The sequence below is a fragment of the Fulvimonas yonginensis genome (assembly GCF_037137055.1).
GTDB lineage: Bacteria > Pseudomonadota > Gammaproteobacteria > Xanthomonadales > Rhodanobacteraceae > Frateuria_A > Frateuria_A yonginensis.
This window is the reverse complement of sequence record NZ_JBBBNY010000007.1, coordinates 76,058-100,706: the sequence shown is the minus strand read 5'-3', so window position 1 is coordinate 100,706 and position 24,649 is coordinate 76,058. Positions and strand designations below refer to the sequence as shown.

The following is a 24,649-nucleotide window of genomic DNA, read 5'->3' as shown; positions in this document are numbered from 1 at the left end:
CGGTTTACTCGGTAGGGGCTGGCACGCTGCGGGCCTGCTTGACCGGAAGCGTGATGAGGAAAACGGTGCCGGCGCCGACGCGCGAGCGGACGGTCAGGTCACCCCCGTGCTTCTTGATGATGCCGTAGCTGATGGAGAGCCCGAGGCCGGTGCCGCGCCCGACCTCCTTGGTGGTGAAGAACGGCTCGAAGATGCGGGGCAGGACATGCTCCTCGATGCCGCACCCGTTGTCCTTGATCTCGATCCACACGTGATGGGGTCCCCTGCCCGTGTGCACCTCGATCAGGCCGTTCTGCCCCACCGCCTGCGTCGCGTTGACCAGGATGTTCATCAGCACCTGGTTGAGCTCCGTGGGGTTGCATTCGACCAGCGGCAGTTCCTCGAAATACGTGGTGAAGCAGATCGAGCTGCCGCTGAGGCTGCGCACGATGCCCAGCGTGGTATCGATTGCGCGGTGCACGTCGAACAGGCGGAAGCCCTCGGTCGCGTCGATGCGCGAGAAGTCGCGCAGGTTCTGCACGATCTGCCGGATCCGCTCCACGCCCTCGCGCGATTCGGCCAGCAGCAGCGGCAGGTCCTCCACGATCAGCGGAAAGTCGATCGCCTGCTTGCGTGCATCGAGGGAGGCGAGCTTGGCGCGGAGCGGGGTGTCCTCGTCGCGGATCACCTCCTCGCACACTTCCACCAGGCCGAACAGCTTGTTCATGTAATCCTGCAAGGAGCCCAGGTTGGACTGCACGTAGCAGATCGGATTGTTGATCTCGTGCGCCATGCCCGCGGCCAGTTGCCCTACCGTCGCCAGCTTCTCGGCGTGCACCAGGCTCTGTTGCTCCTGCAGTTGCTTCTCGCGGTCCGGCGGCGTCATGCCGTTCGCCTGAGGCAGCGCGGCGGCCGGGCGGATGGTCACGCTGGTCATGCCTGAGCCTTCGGCGCACCGCCGCCACTGGCGCACGATCGCCAGCGAGCCGCCACCCTCGATCGCGCAGGCACGGCGGTCTTCCCAGCCGTCGCCCGCCTGCGCGTCGTTCCTGACCTCGGCCGGCGGATTCGCCACCAGGCTCGAGAGGCCTTTGTCGGGATCGGCATGGATGACCGACGCCAGCCGCCGCGCCGCGGCGTTGGCATACCTCACGCCGCCCTCGCCCGCGAGGATGACCACCGAGACCGGCAGGGAATCGAGGACGATTTCGGCATCGAGCGGTGTTGCGGTGACGGACATGGCCTGGCGTGGTCTGGCGGACGGAGCCTGCGGTGCGGCGGCAACGGATCGTTCCGCGTCGACGGAGGGCGCGCGAGGCTCGCGCGTTCGACTCCATTATCGGCGCACGCGCCGGCTGCTTGAACACGTGTGACGCGATCCCGGCGCCGCGGAGCGGCGACACCTGCCATGACGTGACGTGGATCACATGCCCGCCGCGTGACCCAGTTCACAGGTTGACCTTCAGTTCAATTGACCGGGGTCAATGAACGTCAAGTTTCTGTCTTCTTCGTCGCTTTCCTCTTCCGTGGCGCGCACGTCAGTCGGCTGCTCGGCGGCCGCGCTTCGCGAAGGCGGTCACAGAACAGCGCTTGCATCGGCGGGTGTGAAAGGATGGCGTCCCGGGGGTGGCATATCGCTTGCCTTGCCTAGTCACGAGATCCCAAGGGGAGATCCGAACGCACAGCTTTTGCTCGTCGACGTAAGCAACCCGCGCAAATCCTGCGCATTTGTCAGGACACAATTCATGCAAGCGAAAACCAAGAACTTCCTCAAGCTCAATCTCGTCGTGGCCACCCTGATCGGCCTGTCGGCACTGAGCGGAACGGCCTACGCCGGCACCGCGACCTCCAACCTGCCGGTGTCCGCCACGGTGTCCGCCAACTGCACGATCGACGCCAGCAGCGGCGTCTCGTTCGGCGCGTACGACCCGGTGGTCACCAACGCCAGCACCGGTGCCGACCTCACCGCCACCGGCACGATCAGCACCACCTGCACCAACGGTGCCTCCGTGACCGTGACGCTCGGCCAGGGTTCCAACGCCGACACGGGTTCGACCGACGCGGCGCCGCTGCGCCGCATGCTGGCCAACACTTCCGACTACCTGTCGTACCAGCTGTACACTGACTCGGCCCACACCACCGTTTGGGACAATACGACCGGCGCATCGGTCACCGGCACCGGTGCGGCCGTGAGCACCACCGTCTACGGCCTCGTCACGAAGGGACAGAATGTTCCGTCCGGCAACTACTCCGACACTGTCGTTGCAACCGTCACGTTCTGACATGAAGCGTTCACGCGCACGCCAGGCCGCCTGCGGCCTGGCGTTTCTTTTTCTGGCGATCGGCCCGGCGTTGGCCGGCTCCTTCCAGGTCGGCCCGGTGACCGCGACGCTCTCGGCCGATCACCGGGTGGCCGCCCTCACCGTGCGCAACACCGGCGCCGAGGCAACCACCATCCAGCTCCAGGCGAAGGCCTGGTCGCAATCGGACGGCAAGGATGTCTTCGCACCCGCGGACGACATCCTGGCGACACCGCCCATCTTCACCATCCCCGCCGGCGGCTCGCAGGTGATCCGCGTGGGCTCACGGCGTGCGCCCGATGCGCAGCACGAACGGGCCTACCGGCTGTTCCTGCGTGAAGTGCCTCCCGCACCGAATGCGGGCCAGCAGGGCCTGCGCATGGTGCTGGAGATCAGCCTGCCGGTGTTCGTCCAGCCGACCGCGGCGATCGCGCCGGACGTGCACTGGCGCGCCACCCGGATCGACGGCAGCCACGTGCGGCTCACGGCGAGCAACACCGGCACGGCGCACGCGCGGCTGAGCCATTTCGTGCTGTCCGGCGCCGACGGCAAGCGGCTGCCGATGTCCACGAATCCGGTCTACATCCTGCCCGGCAACAGCCATACCTGGGTGGTCGATGCCGCCGTGGCCGAAGGCACCCACCTCCAGCTCGCGATGGATTCGAACGACCAGACCGCGCAAGCCGATGTGGCGGTCGCCGGCCCCTGACGGACGTGCGGCGACGACGCGCAAACGGCAGGCGTGCACGGCGGTGCGGGGCGGCCCCGGCACGGCGGGCCCCGGCTTGCGCCCGCCATGACGTGCCGTTCCCTCCCGCACCCGATCCGCCGGCGCGCCGCCGGTTCCGCCCCAGCTCGGTACGCTGCGCGCTGCTGTTGCTGGCCCTGTCGCCCGGCCCGCTGCTGGCGGCCGTGCATGTGCGCGCCGTGCGCGTGGGCATGGATCCCGACCACACCCGCCTGGTGCTGGAATCGGACAAGCCCATCCGCGCGCACCTGACACGCCGGGGCGCCGGCGCCCTGCAGCTGGACCTGGACGGCGTGGACGCCGACCGCGTCCTGGCCGGACTGGAACGGGCCATCGGCGCGAACAACCCGTTCCTGCTCGGCGCCACGGTCGAGGACAGCGCCACCGGTTCGCGGCTGGTGCTGCCGACGCGGTCGCCGGTGCGCACCCGGCTGTTCAACCTCGAGGCCGGCAGCGGCTTCGGCGAGCGGCTGGTGCTGGACGTCTTTCCCGCGCCACCGCCCTCGGGTCAGGCACCCGCGGTCGCCAGGCCCTCGCCGGTCGCGCCGGTGCCGGCGCGGATCGCGGTGACGGCCGATACCCTGGCATCGCTCGCGCAGCAGGCGTCCAGCGGCAACGTGCACGTCAGCAGCACCCGCGTGGGCATCGCCGCCAACCGGGTGCGGCTGGTGCTCGAATCGGACCGCCCCATCCACGCACGCGTGGTGCACCCGACGACGCCAGGCCCCCTGTCCGTCGAACTGGGTGACGTGCCGCTAGACGGGGCTCTGCTCGAGCTGCCGGAGAAGATCCGGCCCAACCCCTACCTCACCAGCGTGCGCCTCGAGCACGACGCATCGGGCACGCGGATACGGCTGCTGGCGCCGGCGCCGGTCGAGCCGCAGATCTTCAACCTCGCCCCCGGCGACGGGCACGGCGACCGCCTGGTGGTCGACGTCTTTCCCGAGCGCATCGTACCGTCCGCGCCACCGGCCGCCGCCCCCACGGCACCGAGCGAAGTGCTCAGGGCCACACCTGCACCGGTCGCACCGGCACCGTCACCCGTACCGGCACCGGCCGCACCCGCCGCACCGCCCGCGCCTGCGCAGCCCGCGGTCGCCGAGGCCTGGTTCGAGGTGCACGTGAACGGCGCGGCGCAGGACACCACGCTGGTGCTGCAGGGCAACGACGGCGCCATCTACGTGCGCCCGGACGACCTGCAGCAATGGCATCTGGATGTCGGCTGCGCGGGAGCGCTCCGCCACGGCAGCGACACCTACTGCGCGCTCGCCGCGATCAAGGGCCTCACCTATCAGGTCGACCAGGCGCGCGGAATGCTGGCGATCAGCGTGCCCCCCACGCTGATGGCTGAAAGCCATCTCAGCGGCATGTCCCTGGGCATCGACCGGCCCACACCCTCCCCACCGGGGGCCTACCTCAACTACGACGTCTTCGCCGGCCACGAGAGCGCAGGGTCCACGACGACCAGCGCCTTGCTCGAGACCGGCCTGTTCGGCCGCATGGGCAGCGGCACCAGTACCCTGCTGTCGCGCCGCACCGACGATGCCACGCGCACGATCCGCCTCGACACCACCTGGACGCACGACGATCCGGATCGGATGGCGAGCCTTCGCCTCGGCGACACCATCAGTGGCGCCAGCGCGTGGGGCCGCTCGGTCCGCATGGGCGGTGTGCAATGGGCCACCAACTTCGCCACCCGGCCGACCTTCGTGACCTTTCCCCTGCCTACCGTGGACGGCGTCGCGGCGGCTCCCTCCACCGTGGACTACTACGTCAACGACGCGTTGCGCCTGCGGCGCGAGGTGCCGGGCGGCCCCTTCACCATCCAGGACCTCCCGGTGGTCACCGGCGCCGGTGAGATCCGCATGGTCGTGCGCGACATGCTCGGCCGCGAGCAGGTGATCTCGCAACCGTTCTATGCCAGCAGCGGCATCCTCGCCAGGGGATTGCGCGATTACTCCTACGAGCTCGGTTTCGAGCGCAGGAATTACGGCCTGGCGAGCAACGACTACGGCAAGCCGGTGCTGGTGGGCACCGAGCGACGCGGCCTGACCGATCATGTCACCGGGGAGATCCACGCCGAGCTGCTGCAGGACCAGCAGACGCTCGGCCTGAACGGCAACGTGCTGGTGGGCGACCTGGGCGTACTCACCCTCTCCGCCGCCGGCAGCCACGACCGGGACGGCCGGGGCGGGCTGCTCGAGCTGGGGTTCCAGCGGCAGTCCACCGACCTGAGCTGGGGCGCGCGCTCGCAGGTCACCACTCCCGGCTTCAGCCAGCTGGGCTACGAAGCCCCCGCGCGCCCGCCCAAGCAGATGACGTCCGCGTACGTGAGCGTGGGCACCCAGGGATTCGGCTCGTTCGGACTGAACTACACACGCCAGAGCTTCCGTGAAAGCAACCGCGAGGACATCGAACTGCTGGGCGCAAGCTACAGCCGGGCCCTGGGCAGGCTCGGCTACCTGGGCCTTTCCGCCCTGCGCTTCCTCGGCGGCGACGGCTCGACGCTTGTCTCCATGACGTTCACGATGCCCCTGGGCAGCGTCGACAGCCTCAGCCTCAACGGCCAGACCCGGGGCGGCTCGTCCGGCGGCACGCTGCAGTACCAGCACAATCTTCCCGCCGGCAGCGGTGCCGGCTGGCGCATGCAGGCGGGGCTGTCGCCCGACGATCCCAGCCTGGCCGAACTCGCCCTGCAGAACGACGTGGGCACCTACACCATCGGCGCGGCAGAGAGCCAGGGACGGCAGGCCTACCAGGCCTCCGTGCAGGGCGGCATTGCGCTGCTCGCCGGCCGCGTCTTCCCCAGCCGTCACATCGACGACAGTTTCGCGGTCGTGCGCGTCCCTGGCTTTCCCGGCGTGCGGGTCTACGCGGACAACCAGCCGGTGGCGGTCACCGACGAGAGGGGCTATGCACTGGTGCCCCGGCTGCGGCCCTACCAGCGCAACCCGATCCGCATCGAACAGGCGGACCTGCCGCTGGATGCCGAGATCCAGGGCCTGCAACTGGACGCCGTCCCCTACAGCCACAGTGCGGTCGCGCTGACCTTCCCGGTCAGGGCCGCGCGCGGTGCCGTGGTGGTGGTAAAGCTGGAAGACGGCAGTTTCCTCCCCGCCGGCGCTACCATCACCGTGGAGGGCAGCACCGCGACCTTCCCGGTCGGCTACCAGGGCGAGGCCTACCTCACCGGACTGGAAGCCACCAACACGCTCCGTGCGAACTGGCGCGGACAGTCCTGCGACATGACGGTGGCGTTTCCGGCAACCGGCGACCCGCTACCCCGTATCGGCCCCGTGATATGCAAAGGCCTGCGCCCATGAGACGACCCGATCACCGCCGAGGCGCCCGCAACAGCCGCCGCCCCCGCGCCTGGGCGCTGGGTGTGGTCGCCCTGACTCTGGCGATGCCGCTGGCGGCGGCCACCTGCGGGCTCAACGTGCAGGGCATTAGCTTCGGCAACTACGACTTCCAGAGCAGCCAGAACCTGGACAGCGTGGGCCGCATCACCGTGACCTGCGACGTGAGCACCAGCTACACCCTCGCCCTGAGCCCTGGCCTCGCCGGCAGCTTCGCCTCCCGGACCATGCAGAACGGCTCCCACCGGCTTGCCTACAACCTCTACACCGACCCGGCCCACGTCAGCATCTGGGGCGACGGCACCGGTGGCAGCACTACGGTGGGCGGAAGCGGCACCAGCGTCGACTACACGGTGTACGGGAGCGTCCCGGCCGGCCAGAACCCCTACGTGGGCTCCTACAGTGACGCCGTGACCGTCACGCTCACCTTCTGATCGCCGCGGATCCGCTCGCGCCGCCGGCGTGCGCCGACCCCTGACCTTTGACACTGTCTGGCCCATGACTGATGGCCTAGCTTGGCCGGTCACGGCCGGGTCCGGGGGGACGTGGCCGGCAGTCACGCAAAACCGCCCATGGGCGAACCACACAGAGGGAAATCCATGTCCAAGCAGTATCTGAAGCCGCTGGCGCTCGCGGTGAGCCTGGCGCTGTCGCTGTCCGCGTGCGGCAAGCACGAGGCCGACCAGCAGAAGCCGGCTGCCAGCAGCAGCGCGCCGGCCAGCGCGGGCACCACCGCGATGGCGGGGGCCAGCAAGACCGTGTTCGACGTCAGCGAGCTGGGCCCGATGGACGAGGCCTGCAAGGACTTCGACCAGTTCGTCAACGCCAAGTGGGTCGCCGCCAACCCGATCCCCGCCGACCGCACGCGCTGGGGCGCCTTCGACAAGCTGGCCGAGGACAGCCTCAACACCCAGCACGAGATCGTGGAGAACGCTGCCAGGAACGCCGCCAGCGCCGAGGCCGGCTCGATCCAGCAGAAGATCGGCTACCTCTACGCCTCCGGCATGGACGAGGCCGCGATCGAGAAGGCCGGTTTCGATCCGATCAAGCCGAAGCTCGAGGCCATCGCCGCGCTGAAGAACGGCAAGGACGTGGCCGACTACCTCAACAAGAGCTTCGCCGACGGCGACATGCAGGTGTTCTCGTTCGGCTCGGGCGCGGACTTCAAGCACGCCGAGATGCAGATCGGCTACGCCTTCCAGAGCGGCCTGGGGCTGCCGACCAAGGATTACTACACCGATCCCAAGCACGCCGACGAGCGCAAGGCCTACCTCGCCTACGTCGCCAAGACGCTGGAGCTGACCGGCGTGCCGGCGGCCGAGGCCAGCAAGCAGGCGGACCAGGTACTGGCGTTCGAAACCAAGCTCGCCGAGGCGTCCTTCGCGCCGGTCGAGCTGCGCGAGCCGGAGCACCAGTACCACTTCGTCAGCGTCAAGGAAGCGGACAGGATCACCCCGCACTTCAGTTGGGAGAAGTTCTTCGCCGCGCAGGGCGTGACCATCGACAAGGGCTTCTCGCTGTCGCAGCCGAAGTTCTTCGCCGAGTTCGACAAGCTGCTGGCCACTGCGCCGGTCGCGCAGTGGCAGGCCTACCTGCGCTTCCACGTCGCCGACGACGCCTCGCCGCTGCTCAGCAAGGCGTTCCAGGACAACAAGTTCGACTTCTACGGCAAGACGCTGTCCGGCCAGCCGGAGCAGAAGCCGCGCTGGAAGCGCGTGCTCGGTGCGGTCAACGGCTCGATGGGCATGGCACTGGGCCAGCTCTACGTCGACAAGATGTTCAAGCCCGAGGCCAAGGAGCGCGCGCAGGAGCTGGTGGACAACGTGCGCAACGCGCTCAAGGCGCGCATCGAGAACCTCGACTGGATGAGCCCGGAGACCAAGGCCAAGGCGATCGCCAAGTGGAACACCTTCCTGCCCAAGATCGGCTATCCCGAGAAGTGGCGTGACTGGTCGGGCCTGCAGATCAAGCCGGGCGACTACTACGGCAACGTGATGGCGGCGGCCAAGTACAACTACGAGTACGACATCCACAAGATCGGCAAGCCGACCGACCGCAAGGAATGGGGCATGACTCCGCAGACGGTCAACGCCTACTACAACCCGTCCGACAACACGATCAACTTCCCGGCCGCGATCCTGCAGCCGCCGTTCTTCTACGCCAACGGCGACGACGCGATCAACTACGGCGGCATCGGCGCCGTGATCGGCCACGAGGCCAGCCACGGCTTCGACGACGAGGGCAGCCAGTTCGACGGCGCCGGCAACAACGTGAACTGGTGGACCAAGGAGGATCGCGCCAAGTTCGACGCGCGTGCCGACAAGCTGGTCGAGCAGTTCAACGAGTACACGCCGATCAAGGACAAGCCGGACGTGCACGTCAACGGCCGCCTGACCCTCGGCGAGAACATCGGCGACCTGGGCGGCCTGAACGCGGCCTACGACGCGCTGCAGGCGGCGCTGAAGAAGAACCCGCAGGAAGCCAACTCGAAGATCGACGGCTACACCCAGGACCAGCGCTTCTTCCTCAACTGGGCCCGTGTGTGGCGCGGCAACATCCGCGAGAAGCAGGCGCTGCTGCAGCTCAACGCCGACCCGCACGCCCCCGCATCGCTGCGCGCGATCGGCGCGCCGTCCAACATGGAGGCCTTCGCCGCCGCGTTCCAGTGCAAGCCGGGCGATCCGATGGTCCGCTCGGGCGACAAGCAGGTGAAGATCTGGTAACCCACGCCGGTTGCCGCTTCACCCCGGAGGCCCCGCTTCGGCGGGGCCTTTCCTTTTGTCGCTCGCGAGTCCGAGACTTGATATTGATAACCATTCTCATCTAGAGTCCGCGCCTGGCTTTTCCAGACAAGGACTCCCATGGCCGGCATCACCAGCCGCAAGCATCCGACCCCGCCCTCGCTGACCCGCAGCGTGGCCGCCGCCAGCCTGCTCGCCCTCGCCCTGCCCGTCCATGCCGGCACCGACGCCGCCGATCCGCAGGTGCGCGACGCCAGGCGCCTGCCCAGCGTCGAGGTGAACGCGACGCGCGGCGCGGACTACCGCGCCGACGTGGTCGATACGCCCAAGTTCACCCAGCCGCTGCTGGACACGCCGCAGACCGTCAGCGTCATCACCCGCGACCTGATCGACCAGCAGGCCGCCACCACGCTCACCGAGGCACTGCGCAACAGTCCCGGCGTGGGTACCTTCTACGCCGGCGAGAACGGCAGCACGACCACCGGCGACGGCATCTACATGCGCGGCTTCGACACCTCCGGCAGCATCTTCGTCGACGGCGTGCGCGATCTGGGCTCGATTTCGCGCGACCTGTTCAACATCGAGCAGGTGGAAGTGACCAAGGGACCGGACGGTACCGTGTACGGACGCACCGCCCCGACCGGTGCGGTGAACCTGGTGAGCCGCCAGCCGGTGCTCGCCGACGGCGGATCCGCCTCGGTGTCCTACGGCAGCGGCCAGCAGCGCCGCGTCACCGCCGACCTGAACCATCGCTTGGCGCCGCACGCGGCCTTCCGCCTCGACGTGGTCGGCCAGGACAGCGGCGTACCCGGGCGTGATCGCGTGCAGCACCGCCGCTGGGGCGTGGCCCCGTCGCTGGCCTTCGGCCTGGGCACGCCGACACGGGTCTATCTGGACGCGCTGCACGTCAGGCAGAACGACGTGCCCGACGGCGGCGTGCCGACCGTCGGCCTGCCCGGCTACGGCAGCCCCGACCCCGCGCGCCCGCAGATCGGCGACGCGCCCCGCGTGGACAGCGAGAACTTCTACGGCACGGCGCAGGACCACGACCACGTCGTCGCGGACATGCTCACCCTGATCGTGCAGCACGATTTCGACCTGGACCTGGCGATGCGCAACACCACGCGCTGGGGACGCACGCACCAGGATTACCTGCTGACCTCCTTCGTGGCCAACGCCGCCAACCTCGTGACGCCCGACCCCGACGATCCGGCCACCTGGACGCTTGCGCGCAGCACGCCCAACTTCAAGCGTCAATCCAACCGCATCCTCACCAACCAGACCAACCTCAGCGCCGGCTTCGTCACCGGCCGCGTGATCCACGACCTCAGCGCCGGCGTGGAGCTGACCGAGGAGAAGGCCACCAGCGTCGGCGTGGCCGCGCTGGACGGAAGCGCCTGGCCGGCGGCCGGTCTCTACCATCCCGACCCGCGCGTGGGCGGCCTGGTCTACGGCGAATCCGGCGCCTGGGGCCGCGGCACCACGGACACCGCCACGGCCTACGCCTTTGACACGCTGAAGTTCGGCGAGCGCTGGCAGGTGACCGCCGGCCTGCGCCTGGACCGCTACACCACCCGCTTCACCAGCATGGTCCTGTGCGGCACCCGCAATGCGCCCGCCTGCGGCACCTTGCCGGCGGGCACGCCGGTGCCCGGCCTTGCCGCGCGCATCGTGGACACCCTCCCCAACGGCAAGCTCGGCGTGCTGTACAAGCCCGCGCCCAACGGCAGCGTCTACGCCAATTACGCCACGTCGCAGGAACCGCCGGGCGGCAACACGCTGCTGCTCAGCAGCTCGGCGAGCAGCGCCGACAACCCCGCGCTCGATCCACAGAAGGCCGGCACCATGGAACTGGGCACCAAGTGGGACCTGCTCGACCAGCGCCTGCTGTTCACCGCCGCCTTGTACCGCACCGAGGTGCGCAACGAGCTGGCCCAGGACCCGGTCGACCTGCAGTACTACCAGACCGGCCGCAAGCGCGTGCAGGGCATCGAGGTGAGCGCGGTCGGCCGGCTCACCGAGAACTGGGCGGTGAGCGCGGGTTACACCACCCTGGAGGCCAGGGTGATCTCGGGCAAGGCAGTGAGCAACGACGGCTCGCGCGATCTGGCCTACACCCCGCGCAACGCGTTCACCGCGTGGACGTCCTACCGCCTGCCGTCGGGCCTCACGATCGCGGGCGGTGCGCGCCACGCCGGCGCCATGAAGCGCGGCACCGACGGCGCGGTCGGCACGCCGGCCGCCACCGGCGCGTACTGGGTGTTCGACGCGATGGCGAGCTACCCGGTCGACCGTCACGTCGATCTGCAGCTCAACCTCTACAACCTGCTCGATCGCCGCTACGTGGCGGCGATCAACAAGAGCGGCTACCGCTACATGCCGGGCATCCCGCGCGCCGCGATGCTCACGGCGAACGTCCGCTTCTGACCGGGCGGGGCGACCGGGCAGCCCCGCCACCCTGTGCCCGTCCGCCGGAGACCGCCATGCTCGTGCACCTGCCCAGCGTCCTCGACCACGCCACGCTCGCCCGCCTGCGCGAAGCGCTCGCCACCGCCGGCTGGACCGATGGCCGCGAGACCGTCGGCGCGCAGGGAGCCCAGGTCAAGCGCAACCTGCAGTTGCCGGACGCCTCGCCGCTGCGCGAAGCGCTCGGCCGCGACGTGCTCGCCGCGCTCGCGCGCCATCCGCTCTACCACGCGGCGGCACTGCCGCTGCGCGTGCTGCCGCCGCGCTTCAACCGCTACCAGGGTGGCGGCGAGTACGGCTTCCACGTCGACGGCGCGGTGATGGCGCTGGAGGACGGACGGCAGCTGCGCAGCGACCTTGCCTGCACGCTGTTCCTCAGCGCCCCGCACGAGTACGACGGCGGCGAGCTGGTGGTCAGCGACACCTACGGCGAGCACGCGGTCAAGCTCGCCGCGGGCGATGCCGTGCTCTATCCGGCCGGCAGCCTGCATCGCGTGACGGCGGTGACGCGCGGCGCCCGCCTCGCGGCGTTCTTCTGGATCCAGAGCCTGGTGCGCGACGAGACCAGGCGCCGCACGCTGCTCGAACTGGACACCGCGATCCAGCGGCTCGTCGCCGGTGACGCGGACACCACGGCCGTGCTGCAGTTGACCGGGGTCTATCACAACCTGCTGCGCGCCTGGTCGGAAACCTGAGGACCGATCGTTCGAGTGCGGGGCGCCCGGGCGTCTTCGCCCTGCGGCGGTTCCCTCCGTACCGCCGGGAGCGGATAATCGGCGCCCCTTCATGCAACACGCGGCAGCACGATGTTCGTACCCGGTCAACGCTGGATCTCCACCGCCGAACCCGAGCTTGGACTGGGCACCGTCCTGCGCGTGGAGGGCCGCGGCGTGCAGGTGCTGTTCGCCAAGGCCGGCGTCCTGCGTCCCTACGCGATCGACTCGGCACCACTGGTGCGCGCGGAGTTCCGGCCGGGCCAGCGCGTCGCCGGCAAGGGCGTGGCGTTCCTGGTCGAGCGCGTGGAGATCAAGGACGACCTGCTGATCTACCGCGGCGAAGGCCGCGAGCTGCACGAGGGCCAGCTTGACGACGAGCAGAGCGTGAGCCAGGCCGACGACCGCCTGGTCGGCGGGCGCACCGACACCGTGGCGCAGTTCGAGCTGCGCCTGGAGGGCCTCAAGCGCCGTGCCGAGGCACGCCGCTCGCCGGCCTGGGGCCTGGGTGCTGCCCGCATCGGCCTGGTGCCGCACCAGCTGCGCGTGGCCGGCATCGCCTCCGCACGCCGTCCGCCGCGCGTGCTGCTGGCCGACGAGGTAGGCCTGGGCAAGACCATCGAGGCGGGCATGATCCTCGCCCGCCAGCTCGCCACCGGCCGTGCCTCGCGCGCACTGGTGCTGCTGCCCGACACGCTGGTCTACCAGTGGTTCGTGGAACTGCTGCGTCGCTTCAACCTCAGCTTCGCGATCTACGACGAGGAGCGCTGCGAGGCGCTGGAACAGGCCGGCGACGGGCGCAATCCGTTCGAGGACGAGCAGTTGGTGGTCGCCGACTTCCGCTTCCTGGAAGAAAACCCCCGGCGCGCCGCGCAACTGGCCGAGGCGCCATGGGACCTGCTCGTGGTCGACGAGGCCCACCACCTGGCCTGGACACCCGAGGCGGCCAGCGCCCGCTACACGCTGGTCGAGCAGCTCGCCGCGAGGACGCCGGGCGTGATCCTGCTCACCGCCACGCCCGAACAGCTCGGCCGCAGCGGCCACTTCGCCCGCCTGCGCCTGCTCGACCCGCAGCGCTACCACGACCTGGACGTCTATCTGGCGGAAGCCGAGCGCTTTCAGGCGCTCTCGCCGATCGCCGACCGCCTGCAATCCGGCGAGCCGCTGGACGAGGCCCACCGCGCCAGCCTGCGCGAGATCTTCGCCGGCGACGCCGCCCTGCTCGCGCGACTGGACGAGCCCGCGCAACCGGCCGCCGCGCGCGAGCTGCTCGACGCGCTGATCGATCGCCACGGCACCGGTCGCGCCATGTTCCGCAACCGTCGTACCGGCATCGGCGGGTTTCCCACGCGCATCCCGCAGTGGCAGCTGATCGAGGCCGAGGCGCTGGACGAGAACGCGCGCCAGGCGCTGCTGGCCGAGTTCCACGCCGACATCCAGCAGCCGCCACCCGCGCTGGCGCTGGACTACGCGGCCGATCCGCGCATCGACGCGCTGGTCGCCCTGCTGGAGGCGCATCCGCAGGACAAGTTCCTGCTGATCTGCCGCAGCCAGGCCAAGGTGCTGGCACTGGAGGAGGCGCTGCGCACGCGCACCGGCGCCGGCGTCGCGCGCTTCCACGAAGGCCTGGGGATCGTGCAGCGCGACCGCAACGCCGCCTATTTCGCCCAGCCCGACGGCGCGCGTCTGCTGCTGTGCTCCGAGATCGGCTCGGAAGGCCGCAACTTCCAGTTCGCGCACCGCCTGGTGCTGTGGGACCTGCCGCTGGACCCGGACCTGCTCGAACAGCGCATCGGCCGCCTGGACCGCATCGGCCAGACCCACGACATCGCCATCCACATCCTCGCCGTGCAGGACAGCGCACAGCACGTGCTGGCGCGCTGGTACGACGAAGGCGTGGACGCGTTCCGCTCCAGCCCCGCCGACGGGCGCGAGTTGCTGCGCCGCTACGGCGAGCCGCTGGTGCGCCTGGCCGAGGAGCACGCGCGCAACCCGGACGGCCGCGACCAGGAACTGGACGCGCTGATCGCCGAGACCCGTGCCACGCACGAGGAACTGGCCGCGCTGATCCGCGCCGGGCGCGACCACCTGCTGGAGCTCGCCGCCAGCCGCGACCCGCACGCCGACGATTTGGGCCGCGCGTTCCGCCGCGAGGACGTCGATCCTTCGCGCGACGCCTTCGTGCAGCGCCTGCTCGAGGCCTTCGGCATCCACGCCGAGGAGCTGGGCGGCCAGGTGCTGCTGCTCGATCCGCAGTACCTTTCCACCGATGCCCTGCCCGGCTTCGCCGAGGGTCCGCTGTCGGCGACCTTCGCTCGCGAGGTGGCGCTGGCGCGCGAGGAGCTGCCGCTGCTGCGCCTGGACCATCCGCTGGTGATGGGCGCGCTGGACCTGGCGCTGTCGGGCGAACAGGGCAATGCCGCGTTCATGGTCGACGACGCGCTGCCGCCTCGCAGCGCGCTGCTGCAGGCAGTGTTCCTGCTCGAATGCGTGGCCGACCGCAGGCTCGATGCCGAGCGCTTCCTGCCCACGCTGCCGCTGGTGGTGACGGTGGACACGCGCCTGGCCGAGCGCGCGGGCTTCCAGCCCAGCGAGGCGGCGGTGCGCAAGGCCGCCGACCGCACCATCGAGGTGCCGCGCTACCGCAAGTTCCTCGCCAAGCTGGTACCGCCGATGCTGGAGAAGGCCGAGGCGATCGCCGGCCAGCGCGCGCAGGAGCACGTCGCCGAAGCGGTGGCCCGCGCGACCGGCGAACTGGATGCCGAGCTCGCGCGGCTGCGCGCGCTGCGCGAGGTCAACCCGTCCATCAGCCCGGGGGAGATCGCCACGCTGGAGGCCGAACGTGCCGCGCTGCTCGAGGCGCTGCCGCAATCGCGCCTGCGCCTGGACGCGGTGCGCTTCGTCGCCAGCCCGGACTTCCTCGCGCTGCGTTGAGCCGGCTCAGTCGCGCAACGCCCGGGCGTGCCAGGCCAGGTGCTCGCCGATGAAGCTGGCGACGAAGTAGTAGCTGTGGTCGTAGCCGCGCTGCAGGCGCAGCGTGAGCGGATGTCCCGCTGCCGTGCAGGCCTCGCGCAGCAGTTCCGGCCGCAGCTGGCCGGCGAGGAATTCGTCCGCCTCGCCCTGGTCCACGAGCAGCGGCAGCCGTCCGGACGCGACCCGCACCAGCTCAACCGCGTCCCAGGCCGCCCACGCCGTACGGTCCGGCCCCAGGTAGGCGCCGAGCGCCTTCTCGCCCCACGGCACCTGCGACGGCGCCACGACGGGGGCGAAGGCCGAGACGCTGCGGTAACGGCCCGGGTGGCGCAGTGCCGCCACCAGCGCGCCGTGGCCACCCATCGAGTGACCGCTGATGCCGCGCGCGCCGGTGGCGGGGAACGCCGCCTCGACCAGCGCCGGCAACTCGTTCACCACATAGTCGTGCATGCGGTAGTGGGTGGCCCACGGCGCCTGCGTCGCGTCGAGATAGAAGCCCGCGCCCTGGCCCAGGTCGTAGGACGGATCGTCGGGCACGCCCTCGCCGCGCGGGCTGGTGTCGGGCGCGACCAGGATCAGGCCGTGCTCGGCCGCGTACCGTTGCGCACCCGCCTTGGTGATGAAGTTCTGTTCCGTGCAGGTCAGGCCGCTCAGCCAGTACAGCACCGGGCAGCGCCCGTGCGCAGCCTGCGGTGGCAGGTACACGCCCACGTTCATGGCGCAGCCGAGCGCGGCCGAGCGATGCCGGTAGACGTCCTGCCAGCCGCCGAAGCAGGCGCGGTGTTCGATGCGTTCCGGCCCGTCCATGGCGCGCTCAGAAATGGATCACGGTGCGGATCGACTCGCCCCGGTGCATCAGGTCGAAGGCCTCGTTGATGCGCTCCAGCGGCAGCGTGTGGGTGATGAACGGGTCGAGCCGGATCTCCCCGCGCATCGCCTGCTGCACCATGCCTGGCAACTGGCTGCGGCCCTTGACCCCGCCGAAGGCCGAACCGCGCCACACGCGGCCGGTCACCAGCTGGAACGGCCGCGTGCGGATCTCCTGCCCGGCGCCGGCCACGCCGATGATGGTGCTCTCGCCCCAGCCCTTGTGGCAGCACTCCAGCGCCGCGCGCATCACCTCCACGTTGCCGATGCACTCGAAGCTGTAGTCCACGCCGCCGTCGGTCATGTCCACGATGACCTCCTGGATGGGCTTGTCGTAGTCCTTGGGATTGACGCAGTCGGTGGCGCCCATCTCGCGCGCCAGCGCGAACTTGCCCGGGTTGAGGTCGACGCCGATGATGCGCGCGGCCCGGGCCTGCACCGCGCCCTGGATCACCGCCAGGCCGATGCCGCCCAGGCCGAACACCGCCACGGTCGAGCCGGGCTGCACCCTGGCCGTGTTGTGCACCGCGCCGATGCCGGTGGTGACGCCGCAGCCGAGCAGGCAGACCTTCTCCAGCGGCGCCGCCGGGTCGATCTTCGCCAGCGAGATCTCCGGCACCACGGTGTATTCGCTGAAGGTGCTGGTGCCCATGTAGTGGTAGACCGGCTTGCCGTCATGGGAGAAACGCGTGGTGCCGTCGGGCATCAATCCCTTGCCCTGGGTGGCGCGCACCGCCTGGCACAGGTTGGTCTTGCCGGACAGGCAGAACTTGCACCTGCCGCACTCGGCCGTGTACAGCGGAATGACGTGATCGCCCGGCGCCAGGCTGGTCACGCCCTCGCCCACTTCGACCACGATGCCGCCGCCCTCGTGGCCGAGCACGGCTGGGAACACGCCCTCCGGATCGTCGCCGCTCAGGGTGAACGCATCGGTGTGGCACACGCCGGTGTGGGTGATCCTGACCAGCACCTCGCCCGCGCGCGGCGGCGCGACGTCGATCTCGACGATCTCCAGGGGCTTGCCGGGGGCGAAGGCGACGGCGGCGCGCGATTTCATGGCGTTCTCCGGGGGAAGGGGCTCACTTGAGGTAGGCGCGGACCAGCGCCAGGGTGTGCTCGACCGCATCGTCCGGGGCAGCCTCGCCGTTGCCGAACGAGGCGCGCAGGTGGCTTTCCAGCACATCGGCCATCAGGCCGTTGACCGCGCCGCGGACGGCGGCGATCTGCTGCAGCACGGCGGGGCAGTCGGCCTCGCGCTCGAGCGCTTGCGCGAGTGCCTCGAGCTGCCCGCCGATACGCCGCACACGCACCAGCGCGCGCTTTTTTTCCTGTGACGAGTACGGCATGCGTGTGTCCGCTGTATACCCATGGGGAGTATACGGCCGAGGGCGCACGCGAGCCAACCTGCGCACATGGCGCGCGCGATCAGGGGCGGAAGTTTCGCGGGACGCCCGCGGGCGACGTCAGGCGCCGGCGACCGCGGCGCGCAGGCGGCGGTCGATGCCGAACAGCTTGTAGGCGACGGTCAGCAGGGCCAGCCAGACCACGCCCACGTACAGCGCCACGCGCGTGTCCGCGCTGTAGCCGAGCATCACCAGCACGAAGGCGAGGAAGGCCAGGCACAGCACGCTGCTCGCCGGCCACAGTCGCAGCCGGAACGGCAGCGGTTCGGCCTGGCGACGGCGGAAGCGCCAGTGCGCCACCAGCACCGTGCCCCAGGTCCACACCGTGTTGAAGGCGAGGATCGACATGATCATGCCGAAGATGCGCTCGGGCACCAGGTAGTTGAGCAGCACGCCCAGCAGCAGGCAGCCGATCGTCACCAGCACGCCGCGCACCGGCACGCCGTGCGAATTCAGCCGGCGCATCGACACGGGCGCCTGGCCCTGCGTCGCCAGGCTGTAGAGCATGCGGCTGCCGCTGAAGGTGGTCGAGTTGAAGCTGGACAGCGCGGCGGTGATCACCACGAAGTTGATCAGCGCCGCGGCGCGCGGAATGCCGAGCTTGTCGAAGGTGCTGACGAACGGGCTGCCCTGCGTGCCCAGCTCGTTCCACGGGTAGATCGCCATGATCACGAACAGCGAGCCGATGTAGAAGATCAGGATGCGCCAGATCACCGAGTTGACCGCGCGCGGGATGGTGCGCTCCGGCTGCGCCGCCTCGGCCGCCGCCATGCCGATCGTCTCGATGCCGCCGAAGGAGAACACCAGCACCGGCAGCGCCAGCACCATGCCGACCACGCCGTTGGGGAACCAGCCGCCATGCGTCCACAGGTTGGACAGCCCGACCGGGTGACCGCCGTTGCCCCAGCCCAGCGCGATGATGGCCAGGCCGCCCAGGATCATCAGCACCACCGTCAGCACCTTGATCAACGCGAACCAGAACTCGAGCTCGCCGTAGACCTTGACCGCCATCAGGTTGAGCCCGCCGATCATCGCCACGCTGGCGAAGGCCCAGATCCACTGCGGCAGTTCGGGGAACCACTCCTTCATGTAGATGCCCACCGCCGTGCTCTCGGCGATGCCCACGCCCATCATCAGGATCCAGTAGTTCCAGCCGGTCAGGTAGCCGGCAAACGGGCCCAGGTACTTGTGCGCGTAGGCACTGAAGGAGCCGGCGATCGGCTCGTAGGCGGCCATCTCGCCCAGCGCGCGCATGATCACGAAGATCATCGCGCCGCCGAACACGTAGGCGAACAGCACCGACGGACCGGCCAGCTTGATCGTGCTGGCCGAGCCCAGGAACAGGCCGGCGCCGATGCACATGCCCAGCGCCATGAAGGTGATGTGTCGCGGCGTCAGCCGCCGCTGCAGTTGCTCGCTCATGTATCGCCTGTCGGTGTGGTCAGCGCATCAGCCGGCGCCGGGGTTTGATGGGAAGCCGCCCGCGCCAGTACTGGATCAGCACGTAGCCGCCCAGCATGCCGCCCAGGTGGGCGAAGTGGGCCACGCCCGCCTGCGTGCCGGTGACGCCCAGCAGCAGTTCGACGGCGGCATAGCCGATCACGAACAGCCAGGCGGGCATCGGGATGGGCAGGAAGATCAGCATGACCTTCTCGTGCGGATACATCATGCCGAACGCCAGCAGCAGGCCGAAGATCGCGCCGGAGGCGCCGAGCGTGGGATAGAAGCCGTGGGTGAACCACTGCACCACCATCAGCTGCGCCAGCGCCGCCACGATCAGGCAGACGAAGTAGTAGAGCAGGAACTCGCGCCCGCCGAACAGGCGTTCGATCGGCCCGCCGAACATGTACAGCGCCAGCATGTTGAAGGCGATGTGCTCCAGGCCGCCGTGCATGAAGGCGTAGCTCACCAACTGCCATGGCCGGAAGCCGACCGCGACCAGCCCGTCGGCGGTCTGTGCCCACTGGTCCGGCCCCCACGGCCATAACGCGAAGTGCAGCACGAGCGTATCGCCCAGCAGCAGCTGCAACAGGTAGACGGCGACGTTGGCGATAAGCAGGTTGCGGGTGACGGGCGGCAGCTGGAAAGGCATGAGCGATCCGGTGGTGATTCGGGAAGGGTAACCGATCAGCCGACGGCAGGGGCCGCACGTGGTGCGGCCGCGACCCCGTGGCAACCCCGTAGGAGCGAGCTCCGACAGAGGCAGACAACGCCCCGCGCTGCGGGCCAACCGCCCGGCGAGGCGAACGTCCCGAGCGGCGGCGGGCCCCGCCGCCACGCGCCGTGCAGCCGGGCGCGAAAGAGCCCACGAAAAAAGGCCGCCTGCTGGCGGCCCGACTGCGGAAACCCCCAATGGTGTTTCCTACTCAACCGTTTTGTGCAATGCCTTCGGGACGGCGCGCGCCGGCGAAGCGCTTGGCCCAGTAGGCGTCGTCGAGGCTGGAGACCTCCACCGACTTGCCGGCCGAAGGCGAATGGATGAAGCGGCCGTTGTCCAGGTAGATGCCCACGTGCGAGATGCGCTTGCGGCCGCGGGTGTGGAAGAACACCAGGTCTCCCGGCTGCATGTCGGCGCGCTTGACCTTGATGCCAGCCAGGAACTGCGCCGCGGAGTTGGCCGGCAGGCGCAGCCCGACCGCGTGCGCGAACACGTAACGCACGAAGCCGCTGCAGTCGAAGCCGGTGGACGGCGAGCGGCCGCCGCGCACGTAGCGCACGTCGCGCAGCTTCATGGCGAGGGAAACCAGCGCCTGGCGCAGGTCGGCAGCCTCGTCGCCCTGGCTGCCGTCCGCGGTCTCCGTCGGCGCCGGCCGCAGCGCGGCCGCGTCGGTCGGCAACGTGGACTGCGCCACCGCGGGGGCCAGATTGGCCAGCGGCATCGGCAGCGGCGCCAGGACGGGCGTGGCCACCGGAGCCTCGACTGCATGCGCCGGTGCCGTCGCGAACAGCGCGACGAGCAGGGCGGCGGACACGGTCAGTCGCTGGATCGGCATGCGGGAAAAATCCCTTTTGCTGTTCGTGGGCTAGGCCGCAGGCCGCCGGGGCGACCGCGAGAGCGTCGAACTTAGCAAAGGCCTCCCGCCGGGATGTTCGATTGACGTTAACTGAACTCCGCCGTTTCGGAAAATTCACACAGGCGCGTGATTGTCTGCACATCAGGCGACAGGCGCCTGGCGACACGGAACGGGCAGGCACACGAAAGCCGGGCGATGCCGCCAGGCCGCGACCGGCCGGAACGGGAGGCCCGGCGTCAGGCGGCGCCAACCGAGGCCCCGAGGCGTTATTCGGAGTTCTTCGACCGACGCCTGGGCTTCGCCTGCCTTTCGGCGATCAGCCCCTGCAGGTAGGCAATCCCCTCCTCCTCCGGGAAGAAGGCAACCACGTCGGCCACGGTCAGGCCGTAGCGTTCGCGTAGCGCCGTGAACTCCGCCTTGGCCTGGAGCAGGCGAGCGTCGACTGATTCTTTCTTCGGCATGGGCCTCTCCTTGCCCTGGCTGTCGTTCTTGCGGTCCAGCGCCGCCAGTTCTTGCTGGAATCGACGAAAGTCGTAGGTACTGGGTTTCATGGAAAGGGTAGCCAGGAGGTGTCCCATCTTGGCACGCCCATGTCCATCTGCCCCTGATACGGCCTTCGCCGCTCCTGCGGCCCGTCCGTCACGGGCAGTATCGTTACCTGCAACGCCATGCCACAAGCAAGCGGGAGCAAGGACCTCCGCTTTCGGTTCGGGCATTCCGGGCGCCGGAGGGCGTCAGCGACGACCGAAGATCGCGGTACCGATGCGCACCTCGGTCGCGCCCTCGGCGATGGCCAGCGGGAAGTCGCCGCTCATGCCCATGGACAGCCGCGGCAGCTCGTGCCCGCGCGCCGCGGCGGCGTCGCGCAGCTCGCGCAACTGGCGGAAGCAGGCGCGTACGGCCTGGTCGTCCTCGGACTGCACGGCGAGCGTCATCAGGCCGCGCACGCGCAGGGTGGCGTAGCCTCGCAGCCGGTCGAGGAAGCCCGGCAGCTCGGCGGGCGGCAGGCCGTGCTTGCTCTCCTCGGGCGAGGTCTTGACCTGCACCAGCACGTCCAGCAGCCGCCCCTCGGCCTGCAGGCGCCGGTGCAGCGCCTCGGCCAGCTCCAGCCGGTCGAGCGACTGCACCTCGCAGGCCAGCCGCGCCACGTCCCTGGCCTTGTTGGTCTGCAGGTGGCCGATCAGCACCCAGTCGAGCCCTAGCCCGGCGAGCGCGGCAGACTTGTCGCGCAGCTCCTGCACCTTGTTCTCGCCGAAGCGGCGCAGGCCCAGGGCGGCCGCCTCGCGCACCACTTCCGGGCCGAAGGTCTTGCTCACCGGCAGGATCGCCACCTCGGCCGGATCGCGACCGGCCGCGCGGCAGGCCGCATCCACCCGCCCGCGCACGGCGGCCCAGCGCTCGGCAAGCGAGTCGGCCGGCACGTTCATGGCTAGCCGCGGCCGGCCTGCGCCGCGTGCCGGGCGATCACCTCGGCCACCACCATGCTCACCTTCTTGCCGGTGGGGATGTGCAGGAACTCGTTCGGCCCGTGGGCATTGGAATGCGGGCCGAGCACGCCGGTGATCAGGAACTGCGCCTGCGGGAACTTCTCGCCCAGCATGCCCATGAACGGGATCGAGCCGCCTTCGCCCATGTAGGCGGCCGGCGCGCCGAAGTAGTGCTCGGAGGCCTCGGCCACCGCCTGCGCCAGCCACGGCGAAAGCTGCGGCGCGTTCCAGCCGCTGCCGTCCTTTTCCAGCTTGAAGGTCACCTTGGCGCCGTAGGGCGGATCCTTCTCCAGCAGCTGCTTGAGGAACTGCCCGGCCTTGGCTCCGTTGACCGTAGGCGGCAGACGGAGGCTGAGCTTCACCGCCGTGAACGGGCGCAGCACGTTGCCGGCGCTCTCCAGCGGCGGCATGCCGCCGATGCCGGTCACTGCCAGCTGCGGCCGCCAGGTGCGGTTGAGTACCAACTCGAGCAGGTCCCGGGTGACCGGCTGCATGCCCTCGACGAAGGGGAACTTGTCGTACACCGCCGGGCCCAGCACCTCGGTGGCATGGCGGGCCTGCTCGATGCGCTGCGGCGGGATCTCCGCGTACAGCTCCTGCGGCAGGATGCGGCCGGTGGCCGGGTCCTCCAGCCGCGAGAGGATCTCGCGCAGGATGCGGAAGCTGGAGGGCACCACGCCGGAGGCATCGCCCGAATGCACGCCCTCTTCCAGCACCTGCACGGTGAGCTCGCCGCCGGTCATGCCGCGCAGCGAGGTGGTCAGCCACAGCTGGTCGTAGTTGCCGCAACCGGAATCCAGGCAGACCACCAGCGAGGGATTGCCGATGCGCGCGGCCAGGTGGTCGACGTAGTGCGGCAGGTCGTAGCTGCCGGATTCCTCGCAGGCCTCGATCAGGATCACGCAACGCGCACGCGGCACGCCCTGCTCGGCCAGCGCCAGCAGCGCGGCCAGCGAGCCGAACATCGCGTAGCCGTCGTCGGCGCCGCCGCGTCCGTAGAGCCTGTCGCCCTTGAGCACCGGCGTCCACGGCCCCAGGCCCTCCGCCCAGCCGGTCATCTCCGGCTGCTTGTCCAGGTGGCCGTAGAGGACCACGGTATCCTGGCAGCCGGGCAGCGTCGCGGGCACGTCGATGTAGATCAGCGGCGTGCGACCGGCCAGGCGCACCACCTCGAGCGTCGCTCCCGGCAGCGCAGCCAGCTTGCCGCGCGCCCAGCCCTCCAGCAGGGCCACGGCCTGCTCCATGTAGCCGTGCTCCACCCACTGCGCGTCGAACATCGGCGACTTGTTGGGGATGCGGATGTACTCGACCAGCTTGGGTACGATCTCGTCGTCCCACAGTCCACCAATGAAGCCGGACAGGCGGGCGGTATCCATGGGGGAGCTCCTTCGCGAACGGGGGAAACCCCGAAGTGTACCAGTGCGGCCGGCAGCGCCCGTCTGCGCCGACAGCGCGTCGGAGATCGCCCACAGCAGCGCGGGACCGATCGGGGCACTCGCCAAGCCACCGGCCGACGGCATGCGTACCGCGCCACGGCCACACTGGCAGGGCGGCAACGGTGCCGCCATCCACCCCAGGGAGGGAATCCAATGCACTCCAAGCTCCGCCATCTGCTCGCGACGCTGAGCCTCGCGGCCACGCTCGCCCTGCCCGCCTTCGCCGCCACGCCGGTGAACGTCAACAAGGCCGACGCGAAGACGATCGCCCAGGCCCTGGACGGCATCGGTCCGTCCAAGGCGCAGGCCATCGTGGCCTGGCGCGAGGCGCACGGCCCGTTCAAGCGGGTCGAGGACCTGGCCCAGATCAAGGGCATCGGCAAGAGCACCCTCGAGCGCAACCGCGAGGCCATCCGCTTCAGCGGTGACCTGCCGGCGCCGCGCGCCGAAGCACCGCGCAAGGCCGCCCACCACGCGGCCGGCGCCGCGGCCAAGGGCTGAGCCCAAGGGCTCCCGCCGGGAGCCCTCGTTTGTCCCCGGGGCGCGGAGGCGCCCCTCCAGCCATGGCAGTGGCAGGACCGCCGCCCAGGGACGGGCATCAGGCGGCAGGGGCCGATGCAAGGCCGGGCCGGCGCTTCCTCGACCCCCGGCACGATCGGCAGCTGCGCTACACTCGCGCGCTTTCCAACCTGCCACGCCCCATGATCCTTCCGCGCTACCGCATTGCTCCCTCCACCATCCAGGGGGCCGGCAAAGGCCTGTTCCTGGAGGAAGCCGTTGCCGTGGGCCGGATCATCACGGCGCCGGACGCCATCGAGCGCACCTACCGCCCCGAGGAGCTGGCGGCGCGGCCCGAGCTCGCCTACGCGAGTGCGCGCTGGTTCGAGGACCGCTACACGCTCTCCCCGGACTGGCCGGACGAGTGCTACATCAACCACAGCTTCCAGCCGAACGGGCTGTGGCACCTGGGTTTCGTGTTCGCCCTGGCCGACCTGCCGGCCGGCACCGAGCTGACCGTCGACTACCGGCACCTGCTGCCGCCAGGGCAGGCCGAGGACTTTATCGACGCGGCAACTGGTGAGAAAATCATCGGGTTCGACTGGGCGGAGAGCCTGGCCTCAAGTACGCATGCGCTGAGCCGATTGCTGAAGTAACGGCCTGGC

At 69.9% G+C, this 24,649-nt stretch carries 20 protein-coding genes; 10 read left to right on the top strand and 10 right to left on the bottom strand.

Annotated elements, in window-relative coordinates:
- Window positions 1-4 precede the first annotated feature (4 nt).
- Window positions 5-1,219, bottom strand: a complete 1,215-nt coding sequence (locus WAT24_RS11065) for a sensor histidine kinase (RefSeq protein ID WP_336807927.1) — start codon at window positions 1,217-1,219, stop codon at window positions 5-7.
- Window positions 1,220-1,724: 505 nt separating this feature from the next.
- On the opposite strand from WAT24_RS11065, the gene WAT24_RS11060 reads away from it, so the two are divergent.
- From WAT24_RS11060 to rapA, 8 genes are all read left to right on the top strand, one after another.
- The gene (locus tag WAT24_RS11060; RefSeq protein WP_336807926.1) at window positions 1,725-2,261 is read left to right on the top strand and encodes a Csu type fimbrial protein; all 537 of its coding nucleotides are present in this window, start codon (window positions 1,725-1,727) and stop codon (window positions 2,259-2,261) included.
- A 1-nt stretch (window position 2,262) separates the two neighbouring features.
- A complete protein-coding gene (locus WAT24_RS11055; RefSeq protein WP_336807925.1) occupies window positions 2,263-2,988 on the top strand; it encodes a fimbrial biogenesis chaperone in 726 nt (241 codons plus the stop codon).
- Window positions 2,989-3,080: 92 nt separating this feature from the next.
- Window positions 3,081-6,350, top strand: a complete 3,270-nt coding sequence (locus WAT24_RS11050) for a fimbria/pilus outer membrane usher protein (protein ID WP_336807924.1) — start codon at window positions 3,081-3,083, stop codon at window positions 6,348-6,350.
- The gene (locus tag WAT24_RS11045; protein ID WP_336807923.1) at window positions 6,347-6,820 is read left to right on the top strand and encodes a Csu type fimbrial protein; all 474 of its coding nucleotides are present in this window, start codon (window positions 6,347-6,349) and stop codon (window positions 6,818-6,820) included. Before WAT24_RS11050 ends, WAT24_RS11045 begins: the two co-directional genes overlap by 4 nt.
- Before the next feature lie 165 nt (window positions 6,821-6,985).
- Window positions 6,986-9,109, top strand: coding sequence for a M13 family metallopeptidase (locus WAT24_RS11040; RefSeq protein WP_336807922.1), 2,124 nt, complete (start codon window positions 6,986-6,988; stop codon window positions 9,107-9,109).
- Window positions 9,110-9,247: 138 nt separating this feature from the next.
- On the top strand, window positions 9,248-11,554 hold the full coding sequence (locus tag WAT24_RS11035) for a catecholate siderophore receptor Fiu (RefSeq protein ID WP_336807921.1): 2,307 nt from the start codon (window positions 9,248-9,250) through the stop codon (window positions 11,552-11,554).
- Window positions 11,555-11,610: 56 nt separating this feature from the next.
- Entirely contained in the window at window positions 11,611-12,288 is a 678-nt protein-coding gene (locus WAT24_RS11030) for a Fe2+-dependent dioxygenase (RefSeq protein WP_336807920.1), read from the top strand.
- Window positions 12,289-12,399: 111 nt separating this feature from the next.
- The gene (rapA, locus tag WAT24_RS11025) at window positions 12,400-15,240 is read left to right on the top strand and encodes an RNA polymerase-associated protein RapA (RefSeq protein WP_336807919.1); all 2,841 of its coding nucleotides are present in this window, start codon (window positions 12,400-12,402) and stop codon (window positions 15,238-15,240) included.
- A gap of 6 nt (window positions 15,241-15,246) precedes the next feature.
- Here rapA and fghA read toward each other — a convergent pair whose 3' ends face one another.
- From fghA to WAT24_RS10980, 9 genes are all read right to left on the bottom strand, one after another.
- Complete coding sequence (gene fghA / locus WAT24_RS11020) at window positions 15,247-16,086, bottom strand: S-formylglutathione hydrolase (RefSeq protein ID WP_336807918.1); 840 nt, start codon at window positions 16,084-16,086, stop codon at window positions 15,247-15,249.
- 7 nt (window positions 16,087-16,093) lie between these two features.
- Complete coding sequence (locus WAT24_RS11015; protein WP_336807916.1) at window positions 16,094-17,203, bottom strand: S-(hydroxymethyl)glutathione dehydrogenase/class III alcohol dehydrogenase; 1,110 nt, start codon at window positions 17,201-17,203, stop codon at window positions 16,094-16,096.
- A 22-nt stretch (window positions 17,204-17,225) separates the two neighbouring features.
- Entirely contained in the window at window positions 17,226-17,492 is a 267-nt protein-coding gene (locus WAT24_RS11010; RefSeq protein WP_336807915.1) for a metal-sensing transcriptional repressor, read from the bottom strand.
- 117 nt (window positions 17,493-17,609) lie between these two features.
- Window positions 17,610-18,971: an amino acid permease gene (locus WAT24_RS11005; RefSeq protein ID WP_336807914.1), complete on the bottom strand. Its 1,362-nt coding sequence runs from the start codon at window positions 18,969-18,971 to the stop codon at window positions 17,610-17,612.
- Between the two features lie 19 nt (window positions 18,972-18,990).
- Window positions 18,991-19,641: a rhomboid family intramembrane serine protease gene (locus WAT24_RS11000; protein ID WP_336807913.1), complete on the bottom strand. Its 651-nt coding sequence runs from the start codon at window positions 19,639-19,641 to the stop codon at window positions 18,991-18,993.
- 274 nt (window positions 19,642-19,915) lie between these two features.
- Window positions 19,916-20,542 carry a C40 family peptidase gene (locus WAT24_RS10995; protein WP_336807912.1) on the bottom strand — a complete coding sequence of 209 codons (627 nt, stop codon included), beginning with the start codon at window positions 20,540-20,542 and terminating at the stop codon, window positions 19,916-19,918.
- 287 nt (window positions 20,543-20,829) lie between these two features.
- Window positions 20,830-21,114 (bottom strand): 2-hydroxyacyl-CoA dehydratase, encoded by a 285-nt coding sequence (locus WAT24_RS10990; RefSeq protein ID WP_336807911.1) that lies wholly within the window; start codon window positions 21,112-21,114, stop codon window positions 20,830-20,832.
- A 183-nt stretch (window positions 21,115-21,297) separates the two neighbouring features.
- Complete coding sequence (locus WAT24_RS10985) at window positions 21,298-21,990, bottom strand: YggS family pyridoxal phosphate-dependent enzyme (protein ID WP_336807910.1); 693 nt, start codon at window positions 21,988-21,990, stop codon at window positions 21,298-21,300.
- Between the two features lie 2 nt (window positions 21,991-21,992).
- Window positions 21,993-23,426: a M20 family metallopeptidase gene (locus tag WAT24_RS10980; RefSeq protein WP_336807909.1), complete on the bottom strand. Its 1,434-nt coding sequence runs from the start codon at window positions 23,424-23,426 to the stop codon at window positions 21,993-21,995.
- Between the two features lie 213 nt (window positions 23,427-23,639).
- Between WAT24_RS10980 and WAT24_RS10975 the strand changes: the two genes are divergently transcribed.
- Both WAT24_RS10975 and WAT24_RS10970 read left to right on the top strand, forming a co-directional pair.
- Complete coding sequence (locus WAT24_RS10975) at window positions 23,640-23,987, top strand: ComEA family DNA-binding protein (RefSeq protein WP_336807908.1); 348 nt, start codon at window positions 23,640-23,642, stop codon at window positions 23,985-23,987.
- 200 nt (window positions 23,988-24,187) lie between these two features.
- Window positions 24,188-24,640 carry an SET domain-containing protein-lysine N-methyltransferase gene (locus WAT24_RS10970; protein WP_336807907.1) on the top strand — a complete coding sequence of 151 codons (453 nt, stop codon included), beginning with the start codon at window positions 24,188-24,190 and terminating at the stop codon, window positions 24,638-24,640.
- Window positions 24,641-24,649 lie beyond the last annotated feature (9 nt).

Coding starts and splice junctions, on each gene's coding strand:
- WAT24_RS11065 (WP_336807927.1), bottom strand. CDS start 1,219: ATGTCCGTCACCGCAACACCGCTCGATGCCGAAATCGTCCTCGATTCC.
- WAT24_RS11060 (WP_336807926.1), top strand. CDS start 1,725: ATGCAAGCGAAAACCAAGAACTTCCTCAAGCTCAATCTCGTCGTGGCC.
- WAT24_RS11055 (WP_336807925.1), top strand. CDS start 2,263: ATGAAGCGTTCACGCGCACGCCAGGCCGCCTGCGGCCTGGCGTTTCTT.
- WAT24_RS11045 (WP_336807923.1), top strand. CDS start 6,347: ATGAGACGACCCGATCACCGCCGAGGCGCCCGCAACAGCCGCCGCCCC.
- WAT24_RS11040 (WP_336807922.1), top strand. CDS start 6,986: ATGTCCAAGCAGTATCTGAAGCCGCTGGCGCTCGCGGTGAGCCTGGCG.
- WAT24_RS11035 (WP_336807921.1), top strand. CDS start 9,248: ATGGCCGGCATCACCAGCCGCAAGCATCCGACCCCGCCCTCGCTGACC.
- WAT24_RS11030 (WP_336807920.1), top strand. CDS start 11,611: ATGCTCGTGCACCTGCCCAGCGTCCTCGACCACGCCACGCTCGCCCGC.
- rapA (WP_336807919.1), top strand. CDS start 12,400: ATGTTCGTACCCGGTCAACGCTGGATCTCCACCGCCGAACCCGAGCTT.
- fghA (WP_336807918.1), bottom strand. CDS start 16,086: ATGGACGGGCCGGAACGCATCGAACACCGCGCCTGCTTCGGCGGCTGG.
- WAT24_RS11015 (WP_336807916.1), bottom strand. CDS start 17,203: ATGAAATCGCGCGCCGCCGTCGCCTTCGCCCCCGGCAAGCCCCTGGAG.
- WAT24_RS11010 (WP_336807915.1), bottom strand. CDS start 17,492: ATGCCGTACTCGTCACAGGAAAAAAAGCGCGCGCTGGTGCGTGTGCGG.
- WAT24_RS11005 (WP_336807914.1), bottom strand. CDS start 18,971: ATGAGCGAGCAACTGCAGCGGCGGCTGACGCCGCGACACATCACCTTC.
- WAT24_RS11000 (WP_336807913.1), bottom strand. CDS start 19,641: ATGCCTTTCCAGCTGCCGCCCGTCACCCGCAACCTGCTTATCGCCAAC.
- WAT24_RS10995 (WP_336807912.1), bottom strand. CDS start 20,542: ATGCCGATCCAGCGACTGACCGTGTCCGCCGCCCTGCTCGTCGCGCTG.
- WAT24_RS10990 (WP_336807911.1), bottom strand. CDS start 21,114: ATGAAACCCAGTACCTACGACTTTCGTCGATTCCAGCAAGAACTGGCG.
- WAT24_RS10985 (WP_336807910.1), bottom strand. CDS start 21,990: ATGAACGTGCCGGCCGACTCGCTTGCCGAGCGCTGGGCCGCCGTGCGC.
- WAT24_RS10980 (WP_336807909.1), bottom strand. CDS start 23,426: ATGGATACCGCCCGCCTGTCCGGCTTCATTGGTGGACTGTGGGACGAC.
- WAT24_RS10975 (WP_336807908.1), top strand. CDS start 23,640: ATGCACTCCAAGCTCCGCCATCTGCTCGCGACGCTGAGCCTCGCGGCC.
- WAT24_RS10970 (WP_336807907.1), top strand. CDS start 24,188: ATGATCCTTCCGCGCTACCGCATTGCTCCCTCCACCATCCAGGGGGCC.